Here is a 19,127-nt window from a genome sequence, read left to right as displayed (position 1 = left end):
GACCGATGAAACGACGCCTGTTCGCCACCCTGGGCGCGCTCTGCAGCCCCGCCCTGGCTCAAACCTCTGCGGAGGAATTGTTCGGTTCGGAGCGAACCGTCAGCATCGCGACCGGACGCGCCCACCTCTATCGCACGGCACCGGCGGTGGCGACCGTCATTACGGCCGAGGACATCCGTGACGGCGGTTTTCGCAACGTCGTCGAGGCGTTGCGCTTGGTGCCCGGCTTTCATCTGGGCTGGACCAATGACTATGCGCCAAACGTTCTGGTGCGCGGCTTCTCAAGTCTCGGCTCGGGTAATCTCCTGGTGCTGCTCGACGGGGTGGCCCAGTCGGACCTGATCCTGGGGAATCCATTCAGCATCCTGGGAGTCATCCCCATTGATGCCATCGAGCGGATCGAGGTGACGCGCGGACCGGGCTCCTCGGTGTTTGGCGCGGATGCGTTCTCCGGGGTGGTCAATGTCATCACGCGCAAGCGGGTTGATCAGCAGCAAGTCACACTCAGCGGTGGCTCGGAGAAGACGCTCGACGGACGGCTCCTCGCTGGGGCGAGCAACGAAGCGGCGGATGTCATGATCAGCGCCGAGGTCATGGAGACGGACGGGCAGACGCCCGTGATTCGTGCCGACCGCTTGTCTCAGATCGATGCGGTGCTCGGGACCGGATTCTCGCTGGCACCGCGTGCGGTCAACACCGGCCAACGCAATCTGGGCGTGCTGGCGAATGCCCGATTCGGTCCGACGCGCGCCATGCTGCGGCTCTCGCGCACACGTCAAGGGCTCGGTGCCGGGATCCTGAGTGTCATCGATCCCACCGGGACCCGCACGCTGGAGACGGTCGAAGGGCGTCTCGAGCGCAAGGTCAGATTCAGCGAACGGCTTGGGCTGACGCTCCAGATGGATGCCGCGCAGACCTGCCTCGCGCTCGATGAGGTGACCTGGTTTCCCGCCTCCGGTCTGTTCGCCGAGGGCCTGCGCTACGATGCCTCAGCCGAGCAGGAGACCTGGCGACTGCGCTCGGATCTTCGGTATGCGGCGACCGATCGGCATTTCATCACCCTGGGGCTCGGGTATGAGCAGATCCGCTACGCGGTGGATGCGCTCGAGCTGATCGGGTTGGATTCCGTCGCCTCTGGCATGGGCGCCAGCACCACTCTGAGTGCGTCGATGCTGAGCGATCCGCTGACGGGCTATGCCAGCGCGCTGACGCAGTTGCTGTCAGCGGCCGCGACGGGGTCGGACTATGATGGCCGTCGCCGGCTGCTGTCCGCCTATCTCCAGGACGAGTGGCTGATCGCGCCGAAATGGTCGCTCACCTGGGGCGCACGCCTGGATGACGACTCGGATGTCGGGACTCAGGTCAGCCCGCGCGCCGTCCTGGTGTGGACACCACTGCCGGAATGGACCGCGAAGCTACTCTATGGCGAGGGCTTTCGTGCCCCGACCCTGTTCGAGACGCGCAATGGCCTACTGCCGATCTATCAGGCCAACGCTGAACTCGAATCGGAGCGTCTGCGGACCGTCGAGCTGGCCCTGCAGTACCGGCCCCACCCCGATCTGGAGCTGGGACTGAATCTCTTTCGTCATGAGACCGTGGATCAGATCCGCCAGCAGAATCGCACCCTCTATGCCGAGCCGGAGAACGTTGGTCGCCAGGTCGGTCAGGGTGCCGAGCTCGACATGCGCTGGGCACTTTCGCGCAACCTGCTCCTGCGCGGTTGGTACGCTTATCAGTACAACACCGACGAAACCACCGGCGAGGACGCCGGCTACAGTCCGCACCATCGGCTCTATAGCTCGTTGCAATACCGGTTGGGTCGCACCTTCTTCAATCTGCAGGGGATGTATGTCGGCGATCGTACACGCGTGGCGGAGGATACGCGGAACGAAGCACCAGAATATGGCCAGCTCGATCTGCTGATCCGCCATGGTCTGACCAAGCAGGTCTCGGTACAGCTCGACATCCGCAATCTTCTGAACGGCAATCTGGAGGAGGCATCGGCTGGAACCTCGCTGCCGCAGGATCTGCTGTTGGCGGGCCGGACCTTCTATGGGTCGATCGAGGTGCGCTTCTAGCCGCGCGTCCACAAACTCTGTTTTGGCACCAAGATCACTATACTGAGTCGCTGGATCTTTGCTCTGACCGTGTTGATCGGCATCCACCCATGCGTCCGTTGACTCAGCACATCATTCTGCCATTGTTCGCCCCGCTGGCGGTCGTCGCCCTGTACTTCACGCCCCTGTCGGTCATTGGCTGCCGGACGCGCGGCTTGCTCGCGTTGGCGATCGTGCTCGCGGCCTTGATCGTCGGCATTGGCCTGGGGATACGCGGCTTGTCTGCCAGGCGGCGGGGGATGCCGGTCTGTGGTTGGTGGATCGCCGCGATGTGCATTCTGGTGCTTCCCTCCCTGCTCGTCCTCGGCCCGCTCGGGTGAGAACACAACGGGTTGGGAGCGTCTGACGTCACGACAGAGGGGGAACACTGGCATGTCACGCACCAGCCCGGAAGCCGTCTTCGTGCTTGCGCAAGCGGCGATGGAGCGCGGAGATTGGGAAACCTTTTTCGCGTGTCTGGATCGCAGCGACCTGAAGCCTTTGGCAAGCATGGGCATTCCAGTCGGCGAGGATCCGGGTGGTGCCTATTCTAATGTGTGTCTGGAGCATGGCGTTCCGGTCGAGGCATTGCAGCGTGTCAGGGCATGCGCTGAAGCGATTCAGGACTCCGCGCAACGGATGATGTCCGAGTCGGTTGGGGCCGTGTCAGGCGCTGCGCCCCCAGAGGATCTGCTGCAGCAGTCCCTGCGTCACCGTGACTTGGTGAAGGCTCTGGATCGCGCCATCGCGGCCTGCCTCGGGTTCGTGACCGACCTCGCCGCGTTCACGGCCAAGGCTGAGCGGCTGAAGCGCGCGACGATGGGCGGTGGGTCGGTCAGTTCGTCGCTCTTTGTGGGTGAGTCTCTGGTCGACGTCAGGGTGGAGGGAAAGAAGGCTACCGGCATTCGCCGCATGCAGAATGGTTGGAGCGAACCCATCGCCTTCGTGCAGAGGCGAGACCAATGGTCGATCAAGTTCTTGCCGAAGAGACGATGATGAGCAAGCGGACTCCCCTGTGCTGGACCCGTCGCGCCAGACGCCCCCACGCGCTGGCGTCGGCGGGCGACACCGCGCCCGCTCTCGGATGATGCGGCGCCTGGCACCCGCGTTCATGGCCGTGCTGTTCCTGCTCGGCGGGGTTGCGCCACTGCGGGCGGCGGACGTCGAAACCGTCACCATCTATCCCACTTGCGGGTATCGTGCCGGGGCGCAGTGGGCGATTCCGTTGCGCCTCTGGGTCCATGAGCCCAGGTCGCTCACCACCGACGTGATCACCCGCCTGGTGGCGCGGCCCGAGACGCGCCCGGCGGCGGAGATCGCGCGGGTTCACAACCGCTTATCAGAGTTTGTCGCGGACGACGAGTCCGGCGAACAGGTCGCCTTGGGGTTCGACGACGATCCTCGCCAGATGGCCTACCAACTGTTGGATGCGCGGGGCATCCCGCTGTCGAGTGATCTGAACGGTCTGATCGAGGGCATCTTGCGACTGGACGTCGCACGGGCCAAGGAACTGCTGCGCGCCCAGCGCTCCACGCAGGGCTGGCTGCGTTTGCACGCGCGCTCACCAGGACACCAGGGGGAGTGCAGGGTCCGCCTGCTTGAGCCCCAGGGACGCTCCGTGATTTCCGATATCGACGATACCCTCAAGCTCACGGGGATCCCCGCCGGGCGAGAGGTGGTACTGGAGAACACCTTCTTCCGCCCCTTCGTCGCCGCGCCCGGGATGGCGCAACGCTACCGCGCGCTCGGCGCGGGGACGGCCTTTCACTACGTCTCCGGCAGCCCGTGGGCGCTCTATCGGCCGCTCGCGGACTTCATCACCGCAGCCGGTTATCCCGTAGGCTCCTTCCACCTGAAAAGTGTCCGCAAGAATCTGCTCACCGCGGGCGCGTGGCAGGATCTCGCGCGCCTGGCAGGTGGCGAGGCCACGCGGGCGCAGAAGCTCGCGCAGATTGGCGCGATCATCAGCCAGTTTCCCGCGCGTCGCTTCATTCTCGTCGGCGACTCCGGCGAGCAGGACCCGGAGATCTACCGCGCGATTCGCCAGCGTTTCACGCAGCAGATCGAGGCAATCTGGATCCGCGATGTCGTCGACGACCGCCACCGCCATCCTGAGCGTCTGGCGGAGATGACGGTCATCGCGGCGTCTGCCTGTCGTCCTGGGTCCGATCCGGCGCAGGCCGCCGCGGTTGAATGACCTTGATCGGATGGCCGCCCGCCGCCGCGTATGGGGCACGTTGCAGGTTGAATGAACAGGTGTTCGAGTCATGACAGACAGGCATGATCCCCATGATCTGTACCGTTTCGTCCAGGCACAACAGGACGACTACGCCCAGGCCCTGGCCGAGATTCGTCGCGGGCGCAAAACCTCGCATTGGATATAGTATATTTTTCCGCAGATGGCAGGGCTTGGGGTCAGTGCCCTGTCACAGCGCTACGCGAGGTTCATGCGACACGCTCAAGGGTTCATCAATCAAGCGCGGGGGTGTTGGCGATGTCGCTGCTTTGGAGTGTCTTGTTCGGTTCCGTCGGGCTCGGCTTCTTTGTCTACGGCAAAAAGCAGCGGGCCGTCGTCCCGCTGGTCTGTGGGCTGACGCTCATGGTCTTTCCCTATTTCGTCTCCAGCACCATCCTGCTCGTCATCCTTGGGATCGCGCTGATGGCGTTGCCCTATTTTTTTCGATTCTGACGCCTGTTCCGGGAAGATCCAGATCAAACCGATCGTGAGCCTATGACCAAAACCCGCGCCCACGCACCGACCTCCACCCACCGGTTCGATGCACCGGATTTCGAACAGCAGCCGCCCGGAACCATCCTGCGGGATTTCGACGCCCTGCTGGACCTGATTGGCGATCAAGGGCTGGCGCTCACCCCCGGCCATCTGTTCGCCATGAAGACCCTGGAGATGATCAATCAGCGTCTCACGCATCCCCTGGACCTGCGTCTGAAACGCGCGATGCAGAAATCCTATCCGCACATCAATGGGCTGTATCTGGTGCTGCGCGCCAGTGGTCTGTCGCTGATCGACACGGCGTCCAAGAAACCGCGTCTGCATCTCGACCCCGTCGTCCTGGCCTCCTGGTCCGCCCTCAACGCGGCCGAGCGCTATTTTGCCTTGCTGAAAGCCTGGTGGGGGCGTTCAAGCGAGAAGATGATTGGCGAGCGCGAAAACTGGGGCGGGGATGCGTCGATGAGGGTCATCACCTTTCTCAAACGGTTGCCGAACACGGGTGACCTGACGTTCGAGACACCTCAGGACGCGGAGCTGCTCCGGTATTCTCCCGGCCTCCACCATCTGGCGCTGCTGGAGCTCTTCGGCTTACTCGACCTGCGGGCCATGCCATCCGTGGAAGGCAAGGGATGGCAGCCCGAGTGGATCGGTCTGACCGAGTGGGGACGTTCCTTGCTGGGCCACTTGGCGGACTTCATGCGCCAACCTTGGGAGTCAGAGGCTAAATCGGACATGCCAATCCACGACGCCGGGGATTTTTTCGATCCCCTGGCGCGTTTCGAGCACTGGAGCCGGTTGGTGCGTCCGCAGATCCCAGACTGGCGCCAGGAGCTGGAGATTCCCGAGTCCCCTTTCCAACCCGGTCAACATCTGTTCAAGGTGTCGCTGGGGGCGGGTTGCTGGCGGCGGATCGCCATTGGGGGCGAGACCGATCTCGACGCACTGGCGGCCACGATTCTCGCCGCCTTCGACTTCGATGACACGGACCATCTGTACCGCTTCAGCTACCGGGACCGCTTCGGCGGCACCATCGAGATCGATCACCCCGATCTGGCGGGCGAGTCCGAATACGTGGCGGACGAGTTCAAAGTCGGTGACATCCCGCTCTGCGAAGGGATGCGAATCGGCTTCCTGTTCGACTTTGGCGATTACTGGCGATTCGAACTCTTCGTTGAGCGTGTGAACGACGGACCCGCGAGCCAGGACCCGCAGGTGCTGGAAGCGCATGGCGCGGCGCCCGTGCAGTATGAGGATTGGTAGTGGGCATCGACGGGTGCGTGATCGTTCGATCAAGCGCCGAGGCTCTGGCCTGACGCCCGGCGTGCAAATCCGCCGTTGCGATCCCGACGACCCAGCGCTCTGGTTTCAGGGTGAAGACGGGGAGGGTGGTCGTGACCAGCAAGGCGCGAGGCGCAGCGCTCGCACAGCCCATTGCGAGGGGCGATCTGCCGCAGTCAGCGTTGGGTGGCGAGCCAATTCTCGACCCGCAGCGCGGGTACCCGGCTGAATTCGTCCGCATTGTCCGTCACGAGCGTGAGATCCTGATCCAGGGCATGGGCGGCGATCAGCAGATCGTTGGGGCCGATCAGCGTTCCCGCTTGCTCCAGGGCAAGGCGTACCCTCGCGTAGGCTTCATCGACACCGGCCTCGAGCGGCAAGACCGGCATGGACGCGAGCAGGTCCGAGACTTTGCCGAGCAAGACGGGCGAACCGCGCTTGAGCGCGCCGAAGCGCAGCTCGGCCGCGACGATGAGGCTGGTGCACACCCGATCGTGGCCACGGCGGCTCAGGAGTGTTGCGACCGGGCCTTGCGGCTCGCGGATCAGCGCCGAAAGGATGTTGGTGTCGAGGAGATAGCGCAGCGCGGACATGGGGGTGAACGGAGCCTAGAGTTGGATATCGTCGAGTGGCGGGAGCCCTGCGTCGATATCCGGCAGGGTCTCATCGAGGGGCTTCCAGCCAGCAAGCAGCGTCGCGAGATCGGCTCGGCGCTTGACAGGCTCGATGATCAGCCGCTCGCCGTCACGGCGAATCACCGCCTCGTCGGCATCCAGCTCCAAGTCGCGCGGGATCCGCAGCGCTTGATTGCGACCATTGCGAAAGAGGCGAACATGGCGTTCCGATTGCATGGCATCCGAGTCCAGATCTGTTGGCATATGGCTAAGCATAGGCCAAACGTCTTTCAGACGCGACCATTGCCGCTTTGGGCGCAAGCCCCGGTCCTTTGTCGTCTAACGTTGGGCGCGTATCGTCGGCTCACGGAACCTATGCTGGTTGAGGTTCTCCTGGTTGGAGATCGGCGAATGAAAGTTGGGGATGACCATAAGGGAGTGCCGTTCAGGTGTGCCGGAAAATGTGCGGGGCCATGGCTGTGAGCCGCATGACTACGGCTGGACAGGGCAGGAATTGGAGTTGCGCGGGCGGTTTAGGCTATTGATTTAAAAGGTTTCCCCAAGCGCCAATCGGAATGGGGTTCAGGTGGTCGGAGGTTCAAATCCTCTCGCCCCGACCAGCAAAACAAGCGGTTAGCTAAGAAGTTGGCTAATCGCTTTTTCGTTTTTGCCAGACGATCAGTTTTGTAGTCGCATGTGAATGTTGTCAACGCCCGCGCGATGACTCGTCCCGCTCCGGCGCTGTTGGCCCGCCCTGCCGATCCACCCTTCCTGCACCGCCTGGATCAAGGCGTCGGTCGATTCCAGCACGGCATCGACCCGTTTGGTATCGAAGGGCGCGAACTGGTTGAGGATCCGCAGGCGCGGGCGTGGCCCCAGACTGGCGCGTCCCGCCCGCACGTTGGAGACCGTATTCCGGGCCACGCCGAGAGTTCGCCGCTCCACGTTGCGGCGGTGGGTCGCGCATGGACTGATGCCCGCGCCGATTCGCCTGGGTCTACGCACCGTGGTGTGGGATGCCGAGGAGATCGAGCAGTGGCAGACCGCACAGGCGGCCTCCCCGCGCGGTCAGTGGGACTGAAGGGCGGCTGACGCGTTAGCGTGTGCCGCACCGAAACCGGGTGTGGCGCCGACACCATATCGACAGGCGTTGCGGTGAGCCGCACGCTGTTCTGGGAGACGTCGCGATGACCTCGGCTTCGCATCCCTCCACGCTCATGTCAGGCGTAGCGGCTGGACAAGAGCCGGCGCGACTCTATTGATAGTGTCGCCCAAGCGGCGATCCAGTCCTGGCAACGTGCCGAGACCCGAGCCTATCGCGCCGAGCTGGCGGCGATTGCTCATGCGGCTGCGGGCGACGCTGTCGCGACTCCGCCGCGCGAGCATTACCGTATCGCCCGCGACGGCACTGTCGAGGGGCTGCGCCGCAGCTTTCTCCAGGGCGTGCCCTCGCAAGGCATTTTCACCGCCGAGGCCGCCGCGCTACTGGCAGGCTACGGCATGAGCCGTGACCACCGCGCCAAGACCGCCGCCACCTTCAACAGTCTGTGGGACGATGGTGAGATCTCGGTCGCCCGGGGGACGGCGGGACGGATTCAACTCTATGATCGCCGGCTTTCGCTGCACTGGATGCTGCAACCCGAAGCGGCCCAGGAACACCTTGTTCGATCCGCTGCTCGCCAGCATCGGCTTCTGGCCTCGATTCCTGCTCGCCTGGCCGGAACCAGCGGCCCCGCGTTGCGCGCGGCACTGGCGGGCGGATCAGGATCCGGCGGTTGGGGATTACTGGCGCGCTTGTCATCGCCTGCTGGAGCCGCCGCTCGGCGAAGATTGCGACGAGCTCCCGGTCCTCGATCCCACCTCCGAGACGCTGCGGCTCGCCGGGGCCTTTTTCGAGCGGATGGAGCAGTTTGTCAAGGGACGCGGCGGTAAGCTGCGCGACATCAAACCCTTCGCCCTGTGCCTGATCGAGCAGGCCTTCCGGATCGCCGGGGTGCTGACGGTGTTCAGCCAGCGTCAAGCCACCCGTCTTGAGGTCGAGGCGCTGCGCCAGGGGACGGCACTCGCCAGCTATGCCCTGGAGACCTGGCGCGGGGTGTTTGGCGAACGCGATGTTCAGGACGCCCGTGCGGGCGCACTGAAGCTCTATGCCTAGCTGCTTGAACAGCCGCGGGCACGCGCCCCCGAGCGCGCGATGCTGCGCATTGGCCCCAAAGCCTTGCGCACCGAGCTGCGGCGCGACATCGCGCTCGCCACGCTGGAGCAGGCGCGGCTGGTCTATCGCGACGGCCCACAGTGGGGCGTGATCACGCATCTCGATGAGGAGGCGCGCTCGGCATGAGCACCCCGGAAGACGTGGCCGATGGGTTGACGGCACGACCCCAGATGGTCCCGCCCGTGCCACCACCCGTGCGACATGCCAATCTGAACAAGCGTTTGCGGATGGATGACCAAGGGCGACGCGGGAGCGACAGGGGGCGACATCAAAGCCCGGCTGTCGCCCCCTGTCGCTCCCGCGTCACCCTCGCAACTTAAGCTATAAATCGTTGATGAAATGAGTTTTTCTCCCCGGTCGCCCCGGTCGCCAGCCCAATTCGCGAGCGAGTGCGCGTGATGGTGAAAAATGTACAACACGGCCATTGACCAGACTGGCGCCATCGGCCAAGGCACCGTCCGAGCGCCACGCAAAAAATAATTAGCACTTCCCTTGACAGAGTGCTAATGCCGATCTAGTTTACATAATGCAAGCAGTCGCTCATCCGGGGACTGTGCGCTGGCGGTTCAACCGAACGCCAAACCCCTGTTCATATTGCTCATTGGAGGATATGTCATGACCACTCTCGACTTCTCACCGCTGTTCCGCTCCATGATCGGCTTCGATCGTCTGGCTACGGCGCTGGAGACGGCCTATCGTAGCGAGCCGGGCGGCTATCCGCCCTACAACGTCGAGTTGCAGGACGAGAATCGGTATCGCATCACGCTGGCGGTGGCCGGCTTCAGCGAGAACGAAATCAACATCGAAGCGAAAGAGAACCTGCTCACGGTCTCTGGTCAACGCCAGGTGACGGAGAGCGAAGGCAACTTCCTCTATCGCGGGATCGCCAACCGCAGCTTCGAGCGCAAGTTCCAGCTCGCCGACTACGTCAAGGTGGTCGAGGCCAAACTGGAGCACGGGCTGCTGCACATCGATCTGGTGCGTGAAGTGCCGGAGGCGATGAAGCCCCGTCGCATCACCATCCGCAGCGCGGACGTCAGTCCCGCGATCGAGCATGTCGCCACCGAGCAGGCGCAAGCCGCTTGATGACGGCGGCCTGATCAGGTCAGGCTGACGGTGAGCAGGCCGGGCCCAGTGCCCGGCCTGTTGTTATCTGCTGTCTGCACATCAGGAGAGCGGATCGATCCGCTCCGACAGCCTTGACCGAGCAGGGCAGGATGCCCGGATCGCCCCCATCGATCATCGCCTCAGCGAACGACGGGTCAATCCCCACGGCTTCAGCCCACCCGATTGCGCATCTGCCCGGTCAGAAAGGCGTCGATGTTGGCCGCCACCTCGTCCACCACCCGCTGACGGGCCTCGCGGCTCGCCCAGGCGGTATGCGGGGTGACAATCAGGTTGGGGATGTCCGCTGCCAGCAGCGGGTTACCCTCGCGCGGCGGTTCGCGGCTCAATACGTCGATCCCGGCGCCACCGATGACACCCCGACGCAGCGCCTCGGCCAGGGCCGGCTCATCGACGATCCCACCACGGGCGGTGTTGATCAGAAGGGCGTCGCGGCGCATCAGCCCCAGCTCCCGCGCGCTGATGAGTCCGCGCGTGGCGTCCGTGAGCGGACAGTGCAGGCTCAGTACATCGACCCGTGGCAGCAGCTCGTCCAACGGCAGCCGGCCCTCACGGGGCGGGCCGCCGGGACGCTGGGCGACGAGGATCCGCATGCCGAAGGCCTCGGCCACCCGCGCGACCGCCTGACCCAGCTCGCTGAAGCCGACGATACCCAGGGTGCGCCCGGAGAGTTCCCGAATTGGATAGTCCATCAGACAGAAGCGGTCATGGCGCTGCCAGGCGCCCGCCGAGACCGCGCGCTGGTAATCCGGCAGACGGATGGTGAGGGCGAGGATCAGGGCGAAGACATGCTGCACCACCGCCGGGGTGGCATAGCGCGCCACGTTGGTCACGGCGATGCCCAAGGCGCGGGCCGCCTCCAGATCCACGTTGTTGGTGCCGGTAGCGGCGATGCAGACCAGCCGCAGCGCTTCGGCGCCGGCCAGAGTGGGGCGATCCAGCGCCACCTTGTTGGTGACCAGGATCCGGGCGTGGCGGATGCGCTCCAGCGTATCGGTGGGCTCGGTATAGGCATGGCGCTGCCAGTGCACACCGATACGGTCCAGGGAAGACAGGTCGAGATCACCCTGGTCGATGGTGGCCAGGTCCAGCAGGACGCCGTTCAATGGGGGCATGGCAGGCTCGCGGCAGTGGTCATGTCCGGCATCATAGTGGGCCGGGGCGGGAGGTGTCATCGGGGGCGGTTGTAGCGGTGGACGAAGAGGGGCGGATTCCTGGGATTGGCGGGCGGTGCAGCGCTGGCTCATGGCTAGGCCGAAGCAGTCGGGTGGATGAAGTGAGTTTTAGACGCTCTTGATCTCGATGGAGGCAATTGCTTCCAGACTCCACGTGTTTCCCCGCCTTTGAAGTTGCCCTGTTGCTGTCAGTTCCTTGCCCTTGGAGTGTGCTTCAATTGCCATAAGGTAGAATTGGGGTCCCAATGCTATCCGAACTTCAATGAGCCCATATTTTTCGTGTTGAACCTTGATGGCAACGGTTCGCCGAGCGTTGCCTTCACCCGGATTGGTAGCGCAGTGAAGGTTTACGACGCGTCCAGAGATACGCTCCAACTGTGGCTTTACAATCTTCAACTGCTCTGCAACAAACTTGAGCATACTGGTCTGGGCTTCTCCGAAAAACATTCCGTGAAATGCAGAAGCGTCCTCGCAGGGAGTTACAGAAACTGCCCACTTAACTTCCAGATCAAACGAAATATCGCCACCAAGACCAATGTCAAAAAGGGCATCACACATCCGCGCATTAAATGCCACGTCATATGATTCAATCAGCTCGCCTGGATTATCTTTCCTTACAGAAGATTCCAGCATTACAAGGCCGCGCGCAATTCTCTCAACAATCCTTCTGTTTATTGGTGAACTGAAAAAGTCTGGCGTCTCCTTTGACTTTGATACTGCGCTTGTGACTTCGAAACCAAAACTACCCCGAAAGGTATGACAGAACTCGAAGGCACCCAATAGATTCTGCGATGCTGGTAACGGTTGCTCAAAGTGAGGTCTCGGCTCAAGTTCAGAACATCCCGCATACAGAAGTAGGTTCTTTATCGCACGCACATGCCGGGATGCGTCTGCTATGGGCAATGTGGCTGCATGTCTGGGTACCTGCAATCGGATCAGAAGAGAATCCGCATTCAGTGACAGCAAGTCTAAATAGACATCGGCCTCTGATCGGTCCTCTAGTTGCGTAATTGACCTGATAACTTCTGCAATTCTTTTGTGAGTGTCAAAAAAGTGCTCGCTCGCAGGCAACACAACTTCTAGATTCGGCTCAGTCTCGCGAGACAGCCTATATATTTCCCAACGACCATTCTTTGAAGCAAGCCTTTTCCATCCATTTCTTAGCAAATAAGACTGAATATCAAACAAATTGACTCTATCGAAGGTTGGGCCATCTAGACGATTCATGAGATTTCTCCCATATACAACTCATCTTTCAATTGATGCAGTGATTCCGGTGTCAGAAGTTGATTTCGAGGTATCCGCAGCCGTTTGCGACTTGCATTGCTGGACTCTACGCCGTTAATAAAGAAGTAGTAACAGCACTTCTTTATCTTTAACTCGTCTTCACAGACATGCATCCAAGCCGTCTCATCCTTCGGCAAGCAGCAAAGCACAAGCGCGCACGGCCTTGATGAGTTTTCTCGCCTAAACACCAACCTATTGTAAGCATCAACATCCATATCATAAACGACGCAGTCACCCTCTAGTTGCCAGTTAACACTCGCCTTGAGTTGTAGTTCTAAGATCGTCCCTAGGTCGATCCTCTTGTTGCCGTGATTAGCAATATGTCGCACCTCTAGATCGATCCCGAAATCACTCGAAATAGCGTTAGGTGCGAACCCTGATCGAGCGATAATAGCACTAACGTATGAAACGCTGATTAATTCTTCAATCGACTGGATTGGCAGCATCAGGAGTCTTCCTATCACTTCCCTTCTTGTCATCTAAAGTAGAGATCAGAAGCTCTCTTCGGCTTTATCGCGCAGTTTTGTCTTGGAGGGCCGGGTTAGGCGCAACAGGCACTGTGTTTCCTCGTAGATGCGTGATTTCTCGCGAAGCAGACCTATGTTGTACTTGTTGTCGATAAGAATTGAGTGAGCATGATCCTCAAAGGTTGTCAGTGCTTGAGTGCGGGAGACATAAATGGATATTTCTGTTCGTAGTGCGTCAATCCATTCTTGGCAAAATTCTGAGACTTTGGCATCTTTAGACCTGACCAGATTAAAATATGAAAATGCCCCTGTAATTAGCGCAGCGATAATCGCGCCTGCTGCTATAAAAAGTTGTCCAGGTAAGGCGTCCAAAACAGATTTCTCCTAAAAGTGTATTATTGGCGCTCAGCATAATGGGGCACACGGGTCATCGTCTGCTGTGCTCCGCTATGCCCTGGCCCCTGCCAGGGCAATCGCATCAAGCGCTGCTAACATTAGCGGGTACCGATGTATCAGCGTCGCCCTTCCTCTGAGGCGACTCGAAGAGCAATTTCGACAGGTAGGACTCGTCCCAACCGGCTTTCAAGCGTTTGTTCTGGATGCCGAGCTTGGTGCCGTCATTCTTGAGGCGCGAGAGGGCGAGGTGACGCAGGACGGCAAGATTCTCGCGCGCCACCGGATCGCGGACACGGCACTCATCCTCACGAAAGGCGATATCGAGATTCCAATGCAACCCGTTTTCGATGCCCCAGTGACCGCGTACTGCGTGGGCAAAGCGCGCGGCGCTGGTGCCGATGCTGCCAATGAAATAGCGGGTCTCGACCGAGACCTTGCCGGCGACCTCACGGCGCGATTCAACCATGCCGATCATGTTCATTGCCTCCCACGAGGCGCTGTGCGGCACGCCGGAAAGATCGCCCAAGGTTTGGTAGCGACGGGTTTCGAGACGACCATGCCCTCGCTCGACGGTTTCGAGGAATGCCGAATCGACACCGGCGTAGCCTCTGGCGTCGGCGTCGATGAACGCCTCCTCGACCTCGGCGGCCAGCGTTTCCTGGTTGCCTTTGAGCGCGAGCACATAGTCCCCTCCCTGGTGGATGATCTGCGCGGCAATCTTGGTCTGGCAGCCCATGGCGTCGATGGTGACGATGCAGCCCTCCAGCTTCAGCCACTCCAGCAGACGTGGAATGGCCGTGATCTCATTGGATTTGGCGTCGGTGGCGACCTGTCCGAGCACCACCCGATTGGCCGTCGCCCAGGCACTGACCAGGTGCAACGCCGCCAAGCCCTTGCCGCGGCTGTGGGAGCGGCGCAGGGTCTTGCCATCGACGGCAATGATCTCTTCGGGGATCAGTTCGGCCACCGACGCGCTCCATTGGCGAAAGCAGGCGGCAAACTGTGCGGGATCGATGAGCGCAAACACCCGCCCGAAGGTGTCGTGCGACGGAATGCCCGCGGGCAGTTTCAGAAACGTGCGCAGCCACGCCTCCTTGGCCTGTCCGAACGTCTCGACACCCACCCAACCGTCGGCGCCACTGAAGGACGCCGCGATGGTGATCACGATCATCTCACTTAAGAGGTGCCGTCGTTGGATCGCGCTGCGCGGCTCGTCCAGCGGGGCAAAATGGTGCGCAATCGATCGCTCCACACTCAAGTCGCACATCGGCGAGATCTCCCCAAGATTCTAAAGACTCAAATCATTGGGGCCGCAGTACGGATTGTCTAACAGTATGCGCTAATGCGTTGATGCGATTGCCCTGTGGCCCCTGCCGACCCTTGTGAAGCCCCACCATACCTGTTGCAACATCTTGGATGGCTTACACCGCATAATACATGGTGCACGTCATACTGCCATTCGCCATCAGGTTTTGGCCGGTGATGAAACCGGTCTGGGAACAGGCGAGGAAAGCGACCGCTTCGTCCGACTACGCGCTTGGGCGTGTTCGAGCGGACGGTGAGCGGAGGAACGCCGGGACTGCTTCTGCCAAAGGCCGTTCTCGACCCAGCCGGGGCTGACGGCATTGACCCTGATGTCCCGCTCCAGGCTGATCGCGCGAGAGAAAAGTGCCCGTGAAATGACTGTCCTGCCACGGCCCGTGCGGTAACGCCTTGAGCGGTTTACCAGCACGCAGGCGAAGCCTGAATCTGCCCGCTCACGCACAATCTCGACACTGACATTTCGCGCTTGACCTGATCACAGCTACATCCTTGAGGCTCCACTCCAGCGTTCGCCACCCGGCGGACGTTTGACCAACCCACAGACGGAGTGACACATGCCCCAGACGACCATGACCAAAGACCAGTGGGTCGACCTCTTCGAGACCATCGGACTGGATACCGCAACCATGCAGCGCTGGCATCAGTGCTTCGAGGCGCGCCATCCCGATCAGCATCAGGCCTTCCTCGAATGGCTCGGTATCCCGGCGGCGGAGATCCGTCGGATTCGCGCCGGCTGATCGAATCTGATCTGACCCATCCGGCGGACGGGATCGTCCGCCGGTCGTCTGTCATCACCACCACCGCCACATCAGCCCATGACAACCAATACCTGGACCATCGGCCAGCTCGCCCGGCGCTTCACCCTCGCACGCGGCACGCTTCTTTACTACGACCGCATCGGTCTGCTGACACCGAGCGGACGCACCAACGGCAACTATCGGCTCTACAACGCGACGGATCTCGAACGGTTGAGCAAGATCCGCCATTACCGCGCGGCGGGGCTGTCGCTGGAGGCGATCCAGCAGCTCCTGCGCCAGGAAGGAGAGGGACTGCGCGGCGTTCTGGCGCAGCGTCTGTTCGCCATCAACCAGGAGATCCAGCACTTTCACGAACAGCAGGCGCTGATCCTCAAGCTCCTCCAGGCCGATCCGCTCACCCTGGATGCCCCGGTCGTGACCAAGGCGCTGTGGGTGGAGATGTTACGCGCCGCCGGTCTGGACGAGGCGGGCATGCAGCGCTGGCATCGGGAGTTCGAGCAGCAGGCGCCCGAGGCCCATCAGGCGTTTCTGGTCTCGCTGGGCATCGACGCCGGAGAGATCGCGGCGATCCGGGGCTGGTCGCGCGAGAGGGGGCAGGGGGAAGCGGCGTGAGATGAGGCGATGTTGGTTTCGAGGCTTTTGAGGGATGTGCTGGGGTGAGCAAGGCCCCCGGAAGCGCGACTATAAAACCTTGATTACTATCAGTTAAGCCGCCAAACCCAGCGACGGGTTCCAGTTGCTGACGTGTCTGACTGCGAGGCCGTGGAGCCAATGGACAAGGCGCTCGCTGAATAAGCGCATCGCATCGATTCCAAATTGCTCCCTGAAAGGGAGCGTGGGCTGGCCCCCAGTATCGATATCTTCTGCCCACCGATAGATCTGGGCGATGACTGATTCTCGGTCGCTGCGGTGCCAGATTGCGAGATCCATCAGGTGTGTCAGCAGAAGGTGGTCCGATGCGATCAGGGCGTCGATGTCGGCATGGCTGAGGATCTCGTCAAGTCGATCCGCGGCGGGGATGACATGCCAGGGCCAGGCTATATCCGCCGTCGGCTCATCATGGCCGTCCCCGTACAGGTTGCGAGTGGGAAAAGGCGCCCATTGCTCGCAGGTGTTCGCCCCGAGTTGTTGCCGGGGATTTTCACCTAGGCTGCGTTCTGACTGTTTTGGGCACTGCTCGGACTCCGAAAGACAGATTCGCCATCCATCGGCTGGGCAAACTCCGATGCTTCCAGTCCCGCCGGCCAAGCATGCCGCAATGCCTCTAATTTGAGCCGCTCGCGCTTTCCGCCGATCAGTTGTCCGGTGGAAATGACACCAAGGCTCCGGCCTGATCCAAGCTCCAGCGCGTGCCGTCGCTCGCGCCGATGCCGGTCTCGATCCGCCAGCGTTCCGGCAGGGGGCGGGGCAGGGCCAGCATGCCGCCGCCGGGGGTGTCCAGCAGGGTGAATTCGATCAGACCGCGCACGGGCTGCGTCAAATCCACCCGAACCTTCCAGCAGCCATTCCATTCGCGGTAAAAGTCATACCGCAGTTCGACCCGGCCGACCAGTTCGGTCAGCACGTTCCGGATGAGCGCGCGCGCGCTGGACACGCGTCGGCGCAGATCGGTGAGTGGCGTGGGTTGGGTGCTGTCGTTCATGCGATATCCTACCCTTTCTCTTACGATACCCAACTGTCATACTGGGTTCCATGCTGCGGCCGTTGCATGTTCCGCCGATCAACTTGCGTTCGCAAGCGATAGGCGTTGGCTGAACGGCGCATGAGGGCTTGAATTTCGCTCATTCGGAAGAACTACCTGATCATGAAATCCGTGCCTATTTCTCTTGACGAGTCGACGCTTGCGCTCGGTGCGACTCACGCCATTCTCGACGCCTATGCCGTGCGCGCGCAGTTCCCGATCCTGAGGTCCAAGGCCCATGGCCGGCCGCTGGTGTATCTGGATAGCGCGGCCAGCACGCAGCAGCCAGAGGCGGTGATCGCGGCGGTCGGCGACTACCATCGACAGCATCATGCCAATATCCATCGCGGCGTCTACCAGCTTTCGCAGACTGCGACGCGGATGTATGAAGACGCGCGTCTGACCGTGGCTCGTTTTCTGAATGCCGCCGAGCCAGCCGAGTGTCTCTTTACCCGAGGGGCGACCGAGTCGATCAATCTGGTGGCCTCCACCTGGGGTGCGGCCAACCTGAAGCCCGGCGACGAAATCATACTCTCGACCCTGGAGCATCACTCCAACATCGTGCCCTGGCAGATGGTGGCGCACGCCACTGGCGCTCGGATCAAGGTCATCCCCATCGATGACGCCGGCGAAATTCTGCTCGACGAGTATCGCCGTCTGCTTTCGCCGCGTACCCGGCTGGTCGCGGTCAATCAGGTGTCCAATGCGCTTGGCACCGTCAATCCGGTGAGCGAGATCATCGCCGAGGCGCATGCGGCGGGCGCCTTGGCGCTGATCGATGGGGCGCAGTGGGTCGCGCATGGCGTGACCGACGTGCAGGCGCTCGATGCCGATTTTTATGTCTTCTCCGGGCACAAGCTCTACGGGCCGACCGGGATCGGCGTGCTCTACGGCAAGCGCCATCTGCTTGACGCCATGCCGCCCTATCAGGGCGGCGGCGACATGATCGAACGGGTGACCTTCGAGGAGACCACCTATGCCCCGCTGCCGAGCAAATACGAGGCGGGCACCCCGAATATTGCCGGCGCGGTCGGTCTGGCGGCGGCCATCGCCTGGGTCGAGTCGCTCGGGCTTGCGCGCATCGGCGCGCACGAACAGACCCTGCTGCGTCACGCGACCGAACGTCTGTCCGCCATTCATGGGTTGGAGATCAAGGGCACGGCGCGGCGCAAGAGCGGGGTGGTGTCCTGGGTGCTGGTCGATCCGCCCATCGCCACGCTCGATGTCGGCGCGCAGTTGGATCTGCGGGGTATCTGTATCCGCACCGGACATCATTGCTGTCAGCCCTTGATGGATCGGCTCGGCGTCGCCTCGACCGCGCGCGCCTCGCTGGGCGTCTACAACACGCTGGAAGACATCGATCGGCTTGCCGGAGCGGTGGCCGATATCGTCGATCATGCCCGTCAGAAAACCCGTGCGACCGTGGCGAATCTTGAGCCCGGCGTCAAGGCGGGTTTCGTGTCGCCGTCCGCCGCGCCAGCGCCAGCGGTGGACACCGAGGAAGCGATCTACCCCGCCGCCGCCGCCGCGTCGCCCCAGGCCGCCGCCGACGACATTGCGGAAGTCTTTGCCTTCCTGCCCGATTGGCCGATGCGCCACCAGTACGTCATCGATCTGGGCGATAAGCTGCCGCCCATGCCCGAGGCGCTCAAGACGGCGGCCAATTCGGTTCAGGGTTGTCAGAGCACGGTGCATATTGCCGCGCGGGTCAGACCGGGATCGGACGACATCATCGAGTTTCTGGCCGACAGCGACGCCAATCTCGTGCGCGGCCTGATCGCGTTGCTTCAGCAACTCTATTCGGGGCAGCGTGCGTCGGCGATCCTGGCATTCGACACGGATGCCTTTTTCGCTCGGATTGGACTTGATCAACACCTGAGCATGTCCCGCCGCAATGGCCTGGCAGCGATGGTGCAGCGTCTGCGCCACCTGGCGCTTCAGTCCGCGGTGCTCGCGGGCGAGCCGGCCTGAACCGTTCGGA

At 62.0% G+C, this 19,127-nt stretch carries 23 protein-coding genes and 1 pseudogene; 15 read left to right on the top strand and 9 right to left on the bottom strand.

Annotated elements, in window-relative coordinates; all coding sequences use genetic code 11:
* Positions 1 to 5: 5 nt before the first annotated feature.
* The 7 genes from THIVI_RS06940 to THIVI_RS06915 all read left to right on the top strand — a co-directional run bounded on the left by THIVI_RS06940 (position 6) and on the right by THIVI_RS06915 (position 6,087).
* Complete coding sequence (locus THIVI_RS06940) at positions 6 to 2,078, top strand: TonB-dependent receptor plug domain-containing protein (protein WP_014777916.1); 2,073 nt, start codon at positions 6 to 8, stop codon at positions 2,076 to 2,078.
* A gap of 89 nt (positions 2,079 to 2,167) precedes the next feature.
* Complete coding sequence (locus tag THIVI_RS06935; RefSeq protein ID WP_014777915.1) at positions 2,168 to 2,437, top strand: hypothetical protein; 270 nt, start codon at positions 2,168 to 2,170, stop codon at positions 2,435 to 2,437.
* A 52-nt stretch (positions 2,438 to 2,489) separates the two neighbouring features.
* Positions 2,490 to 3,092 carry a hypothetical protein gene (locus tag THIVI_RS06930; protein ID WP_014777914.1) on the top strand — a complete coding sequence of 201 codons (603 nt, stop codon included), beginning with the start codon at positions 2,490 to 2,492 and terminating at the stop codon, positions 3,090 to 3,092.
* A 115-nt stretch (positions 3,093 to 3,207) separates the two neighbouring features.
* Positions 3,208 to 4,293, top strand: a complete 1,086-nt coding sequence (locus THIVI_RS06925) for a phosphatidate phosphatase App1 family protein (RefSeq protein WP_157174387.1) — start codon at positions 3,208 to 3,210, stop codon at positions 4,291 to 4,293.
* A 70-nt stretch (positions 4,294 to 4,363) separates the two neighbouring features.
* A complete protein-coding gene (locus tag THIVI_RS23470) occupies positions 4,364 to 4,480 on the top strand; it encodes a DUF1810 family protein (protein ID WP_014777911.1) in 117 nt (38 codons plus the stop codon).
* 110 nt (positions 4,481 to 4,590) lie between these two features.
* Positions 4,591 to 4,785 carry a hypothetical protein gene (locus THIVI_RS06920; RefSeq protein WP_014777910.1) on the top strand — a complete coding sequence of 65 codons (195 nt, stop codon included), beginning with the start codon at positions 4,591 to 4,593 and terminating at the stop codon, positions 4,783 to 4,785.
* A 42-nt stretch (positions 4,786 to 4,827) separates the two neighbouring features.
* Positions 4,828 to 6,087, top strand: coding sequence for an IS1096 element passenger TnpR family protein (locus THIVI_RS06915; RefSeq protein ID WP_014777909.1), 1,260 nt, complete (start codon positions 4,828 to 4,830; stop codon positions 6,085 to 6,087).
* 194 nt (positions 6,088 to 6,281) lie between these two features.
* Here THIVI_RS06915 and THIVI_RS06910 read toward each other — a convergent pair whose 3' ends face one another.
* The 3 genes from THIVI_RS06910 to THIVI_RS25065 all read right to left on the bottom strand — a co-directional run bounded on the left by THIVI_RS06910 (position 6,282) and on the right by THIVI_RS25065 (position 7,643).
* Positions 6,282 to 6,698, bottom strand: a complete 417-nt coding sequence (locus THIVI_RS06910) for a type II toxin-antitoxin system VapC family toxin (RefSeq protein ID WP_014777908.1) — start codon at positions 6,696 to 6,698, stop codon at positions 6,282 to 6,284.
* 15 nt (positions 6,699 to 6,713) lie between these two features.
* Positions 6,714 to 6,956, bottom strand: a complete 243-nt coding sequence (locus THIVI_RS06905; protein WP_014777907.1) for an antitoxin — start codon at positions 6,954 to 6,956, stop codon at positions 6,714 to 6,716.
* A gap of 441 nt (positions 6,957 to 7,397) precedes the next feature.
* Entirely contained in the window at positions 7,398 to 7,643 is a 246-nt protein-coding gene (locus tag THIVI_RS25065; RefSeq protein ID WP_014777906.1) for a hypothetical protein, read from the bottom strand.
* Between THIVI_RS25065 and THIVI_RS26145 the strand changes: the two genes are divergently transcribed.
* From THIVI_RS26145 to THIVI_RS06890, 5 genes and pseudogenes are all read left to right on the top strand, one after another.
* On the top strand, positions 7,543 to 7,800 hold the full coding sequence (locus THIVI_RS26145) for a helix-turn-helix transcriptional regulator (RefSeq protein ID WP_342610505.1): 258 nt from the start codon (positions 7,543 to 7,545) through the stop codon (positions 7,798 to 7,800). The genes THIVI_RS25065 and THIVI_RS26145 overlap by 101 nt on opposite strands.
* A gap of 152 nt (positions 7,801 to 7,952) precedes the next feature.
* Positions 7,953 to 8,378, top strand: a pseudogene (locus tag THIVI_RS26295) (DUF3987 domain-containing protein); the annotation flags it as partial.
* Positions 8,275 to 8,874 carry a DUF3987 domain-containing protein gene (locus THIVI_RS06895; protein ID WP_083845718.1) on the top strand — a complete coding sequence of 200 codons (600 nt, stop codon included), beginning with the start codon at positions 8,275 to 8,277 and terminating at the stop codon, positions 8,872 to 8,874. The pseudogene THIVI_RS26295 and the gene THIVI_RS06895, both read left to right, overlap by 104 nt.
* 39 nt (positions 8,875 to 8,913) lie before the next feature.
* On the top strand, positions 8,914 to 9,060 hold the full coding sequence (locus THIVI_RS24530; RefSeq protein ID WP_014777905.1) for a hypothetical protein: 147 nt from the start codon (positions 8,914 to 8,916) through the stop codon (positions 9,058 to 9,060).
* A gap of 489 nt (positions 9,061 to 9,549) precedes the next feature.
* Entirely contained in the window at positions 9,550 to 10,020 is a 471-nt protein-coding gene (locus THIVI_RS06890; RefSeq protein ID WP_014777903.1) for an Hsp20 family protein, read from the top strand.
* Between the two features lie 191 nt (positions 10,021 to 10,211).
* Here THIVI_RS06890 and THIVI_RS06885 read toward each other — a convergent pair whose 3' ends face one another.
* From THIVI_RS06885 to THIVI_RS06875, 5 genes are all read right to left on the bottom strand, one after another.
* Entirely contained in the window at positions 10,212 to 11,174 is a 963-nt protein-coding gene (locus THIVI_RS06885) for a 2-hydroxyacid dehydrogenase (RefSeq protein WP_014777902.1), read from the bottom strand.
* A gap of 168 nt (positions 11,175 to 11,342) precedes the next feature.
* Positions 11,343 to 12,461, bottom strand: a complete 1,119-nt coding sequence (locus THIVI_RS24525) for a hypothetical protein (RefSeq protein WP_014777901.1) — start codon at positions 12,459 to 12,461, stop codon at positions 11,343 to 11,345.
* On the bottom strand, positions 12,458 to 12,967 hold the full coding sequence (locus THIVI_RS23455; RefSeq protein WP_157174386.1) for a DUF4365 domain-containing protein: 510 nt from the start codon (positions 12,965 to 12,967) through the stop codon (positions 12,458 to 12,460). The genes THIVI_RS24525 and THIVI_RS23455 overlap by 4 nt, the downstream gene beginning before the upstream one ends.
* A gap of 45 nt (positions 12,968 to 13,012) precedes the next feature.
* Positions 13,013 to 13,360 (bottom strand): hypothetical protein, encoded by a 348-nt coding sequence (locus tag THIVI_RS24520; protein WP_157174385.1) that lies wholly within the window; start codon positions 13,358 to 13,360, stop codon positions 13,013 to 13,015.
* Between the two features lie 106 nt (positions 13,361 to 13,466).
* On the bottom strand, positions 13,467 to 14,651 hold the full coding sequence (locus THIVI_RS06875; RefSeq protein WP_014776993.1) for an ISAs1 family transposase: 1,185 nt from the start codon (positions 14,649 to 14,651) through the stop codon (positions 13,467 to 13,469).
* A 610-nt stretch (positions 14,652 to 15,261) separates the two neighbouring features.
* On the opposite strand from THIVI_RS06875, the gene THIVI_RS06870 reads away from it, so the two are divergent.
* Positions 15,262 to 15,444 (top strand): MerR family transcriptional regulator, encoded by a 183-nt coding sequence (locus THIVI_RS06870; RefSeq protein ID WP_014777899.1) that lies wholly within the window; start codon positions 15,262 to 15,264, stop codon positions 15,442 to 15,444.
* A 78-nt stretch (positions 15,445 to 15,522) separates the two neighbouring features.
* Positions 15,523 to 16,077 (top strand): MerR family transcriptional regulator, encoded by a 555-nt coding sequence (locus tag THIVI_RS06865; protein ID WP_014777898.1) that lies wholly within the window; start codon positions 15,523 to 15,525, stop codon positions 16,075 to 16,077.
* A gap of 682 nt (positions 16,078 to 16,759) precedes the next feature.
* On the opposite strand, the gene THIVI_RS06855 is transcribed toward THIVI_RS06865, so the two are convergent.
* The gene (locus THIVI_RS06855) at positions 16,760 to 17,107 is read right to left on the bottom strand and encodes a hypothetical protein (RefSeq protein ID WP_014777897.1); all 348 of its coding nucleotides are present in this window, start codon (positions 17,105 to 17,107) and stop codon (positions 16,760 to 16,762) included.
* Between the two features lie 162 nt (positions 17,108 to 17,269).
* Here THIVI_RS06855 and THIVI_RS06850 point away from each other — a divergent pair, with 162 nt between their 5' ends.
* Positions 17,270 to 19,117 (top strand): SufS family cysteine desulfurase, encoded by a 1,848-nt coding sequence (locus THIVI_RS06850; RefSeq protein WP_014777896.1) that lies wholly within the window; start codon positions 17,270 to 17,272, stop codon positions 19,115 to 19,117.
* Positions 19,118 to 19,127 lie beyond the last annotated feature (10 nt).

The organism is Thiocystis violascens DSM 198 (assembly GCF_000227745.2).
Lineage (GTDB): Bacteria > Pseudomonadota > Gammaproteobacteria > Chromatiales > Chromatiaceae > Chromatium > Chromatium violascens.
This window is presented reverse-complemented; position numbering and strand designations above follow the sequence as displayed.